At 74.6% G+C, this 6,086-nt stretch carries 7 protein-coding genes; 3 read left to right on the forward strand and 4 right to left on the reverse strand.

Going from position 1 to position 6,086, the window contains the following annotated elements; translation table 11 throughout:
• The coding region (locus tag ABZ914_RS24660) for an NmrA family NAD(P)-binding protein (protein ID WP_500196008.1) at positions 1-266 on the reverse strand (266 nt) is incomplete at its 3' end.
• On the opposite strand from ABZ914_RS24660, the gene ABZ914_RS24665 reads away from it, so the two are divergent.
• Complete coding sequence (locus tag ABZ914_RS24665; protein ID WP_500196009.1) at positions 247-1,209, forward strand: GlxA family transcriptional regulator; 963 nt, start codon at positions 247-249, stop codon at positions 1,207-1,209. The two genes, ABZ914_RS24660 and ABZ914_RS24665, sit on opposite strands and share 20 nt — an antisense overlap.
• Before the next feature lie 22 nt (positions 1,210-1,231).
• Here ABZ914_RS24665 and ABZ914_RS24670 read toward each other — a convergent pair whose 3' ends face one another.
• Positions 1,232-2,167 carry an AraC family transcriptional regulator gene (locus ABZ914_RS24670; protein ID WP_500196011.1) on the reverse strand — a complete coding sequence of 312 codons (936 nt, stop codon included), beginning with the start codon at positions 2,165-2,167 and terminating at the stop codon, positions 1,232-1,234.
• 134 nt (positions 2,168-2,301) lie between these two features.
• Here ABZ914_RS24670 and ABZ914_RS24675 point away from each other — a divergent pair, with 134 nt between their 5' ends.
• Positions 2,302-3,300 carry a zinc-dependent alcohol dehydrogenase family protein gene (locus tag ABZ914_RS24675; protein WP_500196013.1) on the forward strand — a complete coding sequence of 333 codons (999 nt, stop codon included), beginning with the start codon at positions 2,302-2,304 and terminating at the stop codon, positions 3,298-3,300.
• 33 nt (positions 3,301-3,333) lie between these two features.
• On the opposite strand, the gene ABZ914_RS24680 is transcribed toward ABZ914_RS24675, so the two are convergent.
• Positions 3,334-3,792, reverse strand: coding sequence for a MarR family winged helix-turn-helix transcriptional regulator (locus ABZ914_RS24680; protein WP_500196015.1), 459 nt, complete (start codon positions 3,790-3,792; stop codon positions 3,334-3,336).
• Positions 3,793-3,848: 56 nt separating this feature from the next.
• Between ABZ914_RS24680 and ABZ914_RS24685 the strand changes: the two genes are divergently transcribed.
• On the forward strand, positions 3,849-4,250 hold the full coding sequence (locus ABZ914_RS24685; RefSeq protein ID WP_500196016.1) for a VOC family protein: 402 nt from the start codon (positions 3,849-3,851) through the stop codon (positions 4,248-4,250).
• A 307-nt stretch (positions 4,251-4,557) separates the two neighbouring features.
• On the opposite strand, the gene ABZ914_RS24690 is transcribed toward ABZ914_RS24685, so the two are convergent.
• Complete coding sequence (locus tag ABZ914_RS24690; RefSeq protein WP_500196018.1) at positions 4,558-5,979, reverse strand: ATP-binding protein; 1,422 nt, start codon at positions 5,977-5,979, stop codon at positions 4,558-4,560.
• Positions 5,980-6,086: the final 107 nt, after the last annotated feature.

The raw sequence follows: 6,086 nt of genomic DNA on the forward strand, positions 1-6,086 counted from the left end.
GAGGCGCCGCGCACGTCGCGGGTCAGGGCGCGGACGCGCCGGCCGGCCGCGAGGAGGTGCCGGACGGCCGCGCCGCCCTGCTTCCCCGTGGCCCCCGTCACCAGGATGATCCTGTCGTCGCGCCGGACGCGGCCGCCGCTCCGCTCACTGCTCTGCTCGATCATGAAGACCAGCCTGGCCCGCGCCCTCGGCTCGGAGAAGTGGCCCATCTGCCACCCATCGCAGTTTTCGTGCCATCCTGGCGGCATGCCCTCGTTCCAGCGCATCGCCGCCTACGCCCCGAAGGGGGTCACCGCGCTGAGCCTCGGGATCGCGAACTCGGTGTTCGGTCCCCGCGACGGCGTCCCGCCGTTCGATCTCGGTCTCTGCGCCGAGCGGCCGGGCCCGCTGCGCACCGAACTCGGTCTCGAGGCGCACATCGGCCACGGACCCGAGCTGATCGCCTCGGCCGACCTCGTCCTGCTGCTGCCCGGCGCGGGGTTCCGCGACGCGCCCCCGGACGTCGTGGAGGCGCTCCGGGAGGCCCACGGAAGGGGCGCGACCATCGCGGCCCATTGCGTCGGGACGTTCCTGCTCGCGGCGGCCGGGCTCGCGGACGGCCTCGACGTCACGACGCACTGGCGCCACGCCGCCGAACTCGCGGCGGCGCACCCGCGGGTCACCGTCCGCCCGGACGCCCTCTACATCGACCACGGCGCGGTCGTGACCGGGGCAGGGGCGGCGGCGGGCCTGGACCTCTGCCTCCACCTGCTGCGCCGGGACCACGGCGCCGCCCTCGCCAACCGGGTGGCGCGCGACCTCGTGACGCCGCCGCACCGGGACGGCGGCCAGGCCCAGTACATCGACGCGCCCGTCCCGTCCGACGGGGACGACCGGCGGCTGGCCGACGTGATCGCGTGGGCGCGCGGCAACCTGGACCGGCGGCTGCCGGTGGACGAGCTGGCGGCGCGGGCACTGATGAGCCGCCGGTCGTTCGCGCGCCGGTTCAAGGCCGCGACCGGCGCGACGCCCCACGCGTGGCTGCGCGCGCAGCGGCTCGACCTGGCCGAGGAACTGCTGGAGACGACGGACCTGCCGGTCCGGGAGGTCGCCCGCCGGGTCGGCTACCGCGACGCGGCCGTGCTCCGCGAGCAGTTCGCGCTGCGCCGCGGCGTCCCGCCCCGCACCTACCGCCGCACCTTCTCCCAGAGCCGGCCCGCCGCGCGGTGACCGCCGACGGCCCCGGCGGCCCCTACGCTCCGGCCGTGGTCCGGTCGTCTCGCGGGTGCGCGTTCGTGGTCCGGTAGCGGCCGGGGGTGATGCCGTACTCGCGCTTGAACGCGGCGGCGAAGGCGACGTCCGAGGAGTAGCCGGCCCGCCGCGCCACCACGCGCAGCGGCATGCCGGACTGGCGCAGCAGCCGCGCCGCGATCGTCATGCGCCACCAGGTCAGGTAGGTCAGGGGCGGCTGCCCGACCAGGGCGGTGAACCGGTTGGCGAAGGCGGCGCGGGACAGCCCCGCCCGCGCGCCGAGTTCGGCGACCGTCCAGGGCCGGTCGGGCGCGTCGTGGATGGCGGTGAGGGCCGCGGCGATCGCCGGGTCGGTGAGCGCCACCGTCCAGCCGGTCGCGGCCGGGTCCTCGGTCCGCTCCTCGAACCAGGCCCGCAGGATGTAGAGCAGCAGCGTGTCGAGCAGCGCCGGCACGATGGCCCCCGCTCCGGGGCGCGCCCGCCCCATCTCGTCGCCGAGCAGGTCGACGGCCGCGCGCAGCGAGGGATGGCGTCCGATCCGGGCGGGCAGGTGGACGACGGGCGGGACCTCCGCCAGCAGGGGGTGCGCCCTGCTGCCGTCCAGCAGGTAGGCACCGCACAGCACGATCGCGGGAGCGCCGGTGCCCTCCGGCCCGGCCTTCGGGCGCCGCATGTCGAAGTCCACCAGCGGGCTTCCGGGGTGGTCGGCCAGTCCGTGCGTGCCGGCCCCGTGCAGGAACGCCACGTCCCCGACGCCGAGCCGGATCGGCGGGGCGCCGTCCGGAGGCAGCAGCCAGCACGACCCCTCCAGCACGACGTGGAACGCGCCGCCGCTGTCGGCGGTGAAGCGCATGCCCCACGGCGCGCGCAGCTCGTGGCGGTTGGCGTGCGGCCGTCCGGCGTGCATGGCGGTGATCGTGTCGCTGAGGACGTCCATGGCGGAAGTCTAGATGCCGAGACGATCGCTGGGTCCTGCCAGACGATCACTTATTGAAGGTCTCGGAGGCGGGCTCCTACGGTGGCATGACCCGGCTCGCATCGGCGCGGCCGGCCCGACCAAGGGGATCCGTGATGACCAAGGCAGTGTTCTTCGACGAGCTCGGCGGCCCGGAGGTGCTCCGGCTGCGGGAGGTGGCGCCCGGCGAACCCGGAAAGGGCGAGGTCCGCGTCCGCGTCGACGCGATCGGCCTGAACCGGGCAGAGGCCAATTTCCGGTCCGGCACCTATGTCTACCAGCCGAACCTTCCCGGGTCCGGGATCGGCTACGAGGCGGCCGGCGTCGTGGAGGCGGTCGGCGAAGGCGTCGACGGCCTCGCGCCCGGCGACGCCGTCAGCGCCGTGCCCGCCTTCCTCATGACCGAGTACGGGACCTACGGGGAGTCGGTCGTCCTCCCGGCGCACGCGCTGGTGCACCGGCCCGCCGGGGTCGACGCGGTGACCGGGGCCGCCACCTGGATGGCCTACACCACCGCCTATGGCCTCCTGGTCGAGTTCGGCGGAACCGAGCCCGGCGATACCGTGCTCGTCAACGCGGCCTCCAGCAGCGTCGGCCTCGCCGCCATCCAGGTCGCCAACCACCTCGGCGCCATCCCCATCGCCACCACCCGCACCGGCGCCAAGAGGCGGCGGCTGCTGGACGCGGGCGCCGCCCACGTCATCGCGGTCCAGGAGCAGGACCTCCTCAAGGAGATCGACGCCGCCACCGGCGGCCGCGGAGTGGATCTGGCCGTCGACGCCGTCATGGGCCCGGCGGTCGACACCCTCGTTCAGGCGGTCGCCCCGGACGGCACCCTCCTGTTCTACGGCTGGCTGGACCCCACCCCCGCGCCGATGCCCATCGCCCCCGACTTCCGGGGCCGCACCATCCGGACCTACGCCTTCACCGAGCTCACCGTCGACAGCGAGCCCCGGCTGCGCCGCGCGAAGCACTTCATCAACGCGGGCCTGCGCTCCGGCTCCCTCTCCCCCGTGATCGACCGCACCTTCGACCTGGCCGACGTCGTCGCGGCCCACCGCCATCTGGAGTCCAACACCCAGTTCGGCAAGATCGTCCTCACGGTCGAGCACTAGCGCGCTCCTCGCCCGGCGCCGCAGCGCCGGGCGTCAGCGGGCCCTCGGGTCGTGGTGGGCCAGCAGCACGCGCGCCATGCGCGCGAACTCGGCCCGGTCCGCGGCGGGCAGCGGGGCCAGGAGGTCGGCGTCCAGCTCGACGGCGCGGCGGCCGATCGCGTCCAGCTCCGCCCGGCCCTCGGCGGTCGGCTCGACCACGTAGCGGCGCCGGTCGGACGGGTCGCGCTCGCGCCGGACGAACCCGGCCGCCTCCAGCCGGCCGACCACCTCCACCAGGTCGCTCGGGTCGATGCGCAGCCGCGCGCCCAGCTCCCGCTGGGAGGCCGGGGCCGCGTCGTCCAGCGCGGACAGCACGGCGAAGTGCCACAGGCCGAGGCCGTGCTCGTCCATCAACCGGCCCATCCGGACCCGGCCGGCCCGGCCCACCTGGGCCAGCACGAACGTGGTGATCGCGAGCAGGCGGGGCGGCAGCGGGCCCGCGGTGTCGTCCATCCCCCTATTGTAGGGTTACCCCCATCATTGGTGAACACCCATGAATTGGAGGCGGCATGGACGCGCTCTACCCGCGCCTGCTGGTGGACGACTTCGACGCCTGCGCCCGGTTCTACACCGCGGCGCTGGACGAGCTGCTCGGCATCCGGCCCGTCAAGATGCTCCCCGCCGCGCAGTACGCCAACTGGGATCACGAGGACGAGTGCGTCCTGGTCCTGATGGGGCGCGCCCGCATGGCCGAGGCGGTGGGCACCGCGGACCTGCCCGCCCCGTCCGGGCAGGACGGCTCGATGCTGGTGTTCCGCGTCGACGACGTCGAGAAGGCCGCCGCCGCCCTGGCCGAGCTCGGCGGGCGGGTGGTGGCCGCGCCGGCGGACCGTCCGGAGTGGGGGGCCGGGCTGCGGACCGCGCACCTGCGCGACCCCGGCGGCAACCTGCTCGAACTCCAGTCGTACTGACCCGCCCCCGAAAGGGATCAGCGCGGGAGCAGGTGCCGGCACGGGCGTCGCGGGACGGGCACCGCGAGAGGGCACCGCGGTACGGGGGCGTGGGGGCCGGCGGGGGGGGGGGGGGGCCGGGCGGCCCCCGGGGGTGGCCGGACGCCGCGCACAACGCCCGCGGGGGGGGGGGGGGGGGGGCCCCCCCGCCCCCGACCCCGGTGTGAGCCCGTACGCCGATCACATCACCCGAGGGGAGGCGGGCGCTTGTCCCTCATCGACGAAAAGGAGAGCGCCACCCCGCCGGAAAATGACTGGACGCGCGCCGTCAGTCCCCGTTGCGGGACGCCTCGGCCAGCGGCAGCAGCACCTGGAAGCGGGTGTCGCCCGGCAGCGACTCCACCTTGATGTCGCCGCCGTGCCGGTCGGCGACGATCCGCCAGGAGATGTCGAGCCCGAGGCCCGTCCCCTGCCCCACCGGCTTGGTGGTGAAGAACGGCGTGAAGATCCGGTCGATGTCCTCCTCGGGGATCCCGCAGCCGGTGTCGGCGATCTCCACCATCGCTTGGTCGTTCACCCGGGACGTCCGGATGGTGAGCGTGCCCTGGCCGTCCATCGCGTACAGCGCGTTCACGATCAGGTTCGTCCATACCTGGTTCAGCTCCGCCGCGTACACCGGGACGGGCGGCAGCGACTCGTCGTAGACGGTCTTGACCGTCACCCCCGGCCCGAACTTGCGCTTGAGCATCGTCAGCGTGCTGTTCAGCAGCTCGCGCAGGTCGACCCGCTGGTAGGCGGCCCGGTCCAGCTGCGAGTACTGGCGCGCGGAGTCCAGCAGCGCGGTGATCCGGTCCATCGCCTCGGAGATCTCCGCCTGGAGCTGCCCGACCTCCATCACCTCCGCCAGCCACCGGATCGCCGAGGGCAGGTGCTCGCCGGCCGCCTCCGCGACCTCCTCGGCCTGCTCCACCCCGACCCCGGCGGAGACGAGGCCGGGCGCCAGGTCCCAGGCGTCCGCGACGCCGTGCTCCTCCAGCCAGTCGCCCAGCTCGTCCTCGGCGTCGCTGACCTCCAGCGGGCTGCGCCGCGCGCCCGGCGCCGCGGGCAGCGTGGGCCGCAGCGCCACGAGCGCCGCCAGCCGCGTGCAGTCGGCGCCCTGCGCGGCGAGGTCGGCGAGGCTCTTCTGCGCCGCGAGCAGCCGGTCGCCGAGCTCGGCGCTGGCCCGCGCCGCGGCCGCCGCCGGGTTGTTCAGCTCGTGGGTGAGGCCCGCGGTGATCGTGCCGAGCGCGGTGAGCCGCTCCCGCTGGTCGACGGACCGGCGCAGGTTCGTCATCCCGAAGAAGATCCCGGCCAGCAGGTGCGTGGCCATCGGGAACCACTTGCGGACGGCCTTGCTGAACTTGCGGGCCGGCAGCACGAACACCCGCGACGGGCGCGTCGCCCGGAGCGTGTGCTGGTACTTCTGCTCGATCTGGTCGTCCAGGTACGCCTGGACGGCGCCGCCGTAGGTGCCGGGCCGCGACGTCCGGCTCGTCTCGACGCTGTGGTCCCGGACGAGCTGGCTCATCACCATCTCGCCCTCCAGCAGCACGTACAGGAACTCGGCCGGATCGCCCTGCGCGCAGATCACCCCGTCGGCGGGGATCTCGGCGACGGTGCCGCAGGCCGACAGCCATTCGAGCTTCTCGTCGTCGAGGTCCTCGAAGAGGAACAGCGACCGGAGCTCCTCCGGCGATGCGGTGATGGTCATGCCTGCCTCCTCCGAGGGCTCACGCCTGTCACTTGCGGGGGGGCGTGCCCCCCCCCCCCCCCGGTCGCGTAGGAGAATACAGTTGGAATAATGGGTGGTGGATAGCC

The sequence above is a fragment of the Spirillospora sp. NPDC046719 genome (assembly GCF_040645715.1).
Lineage (GTDB): Bacteria > Actinomycetota > Actinomycetes > Streptosporangiales > Streptosporangiaceae > Spirillospora.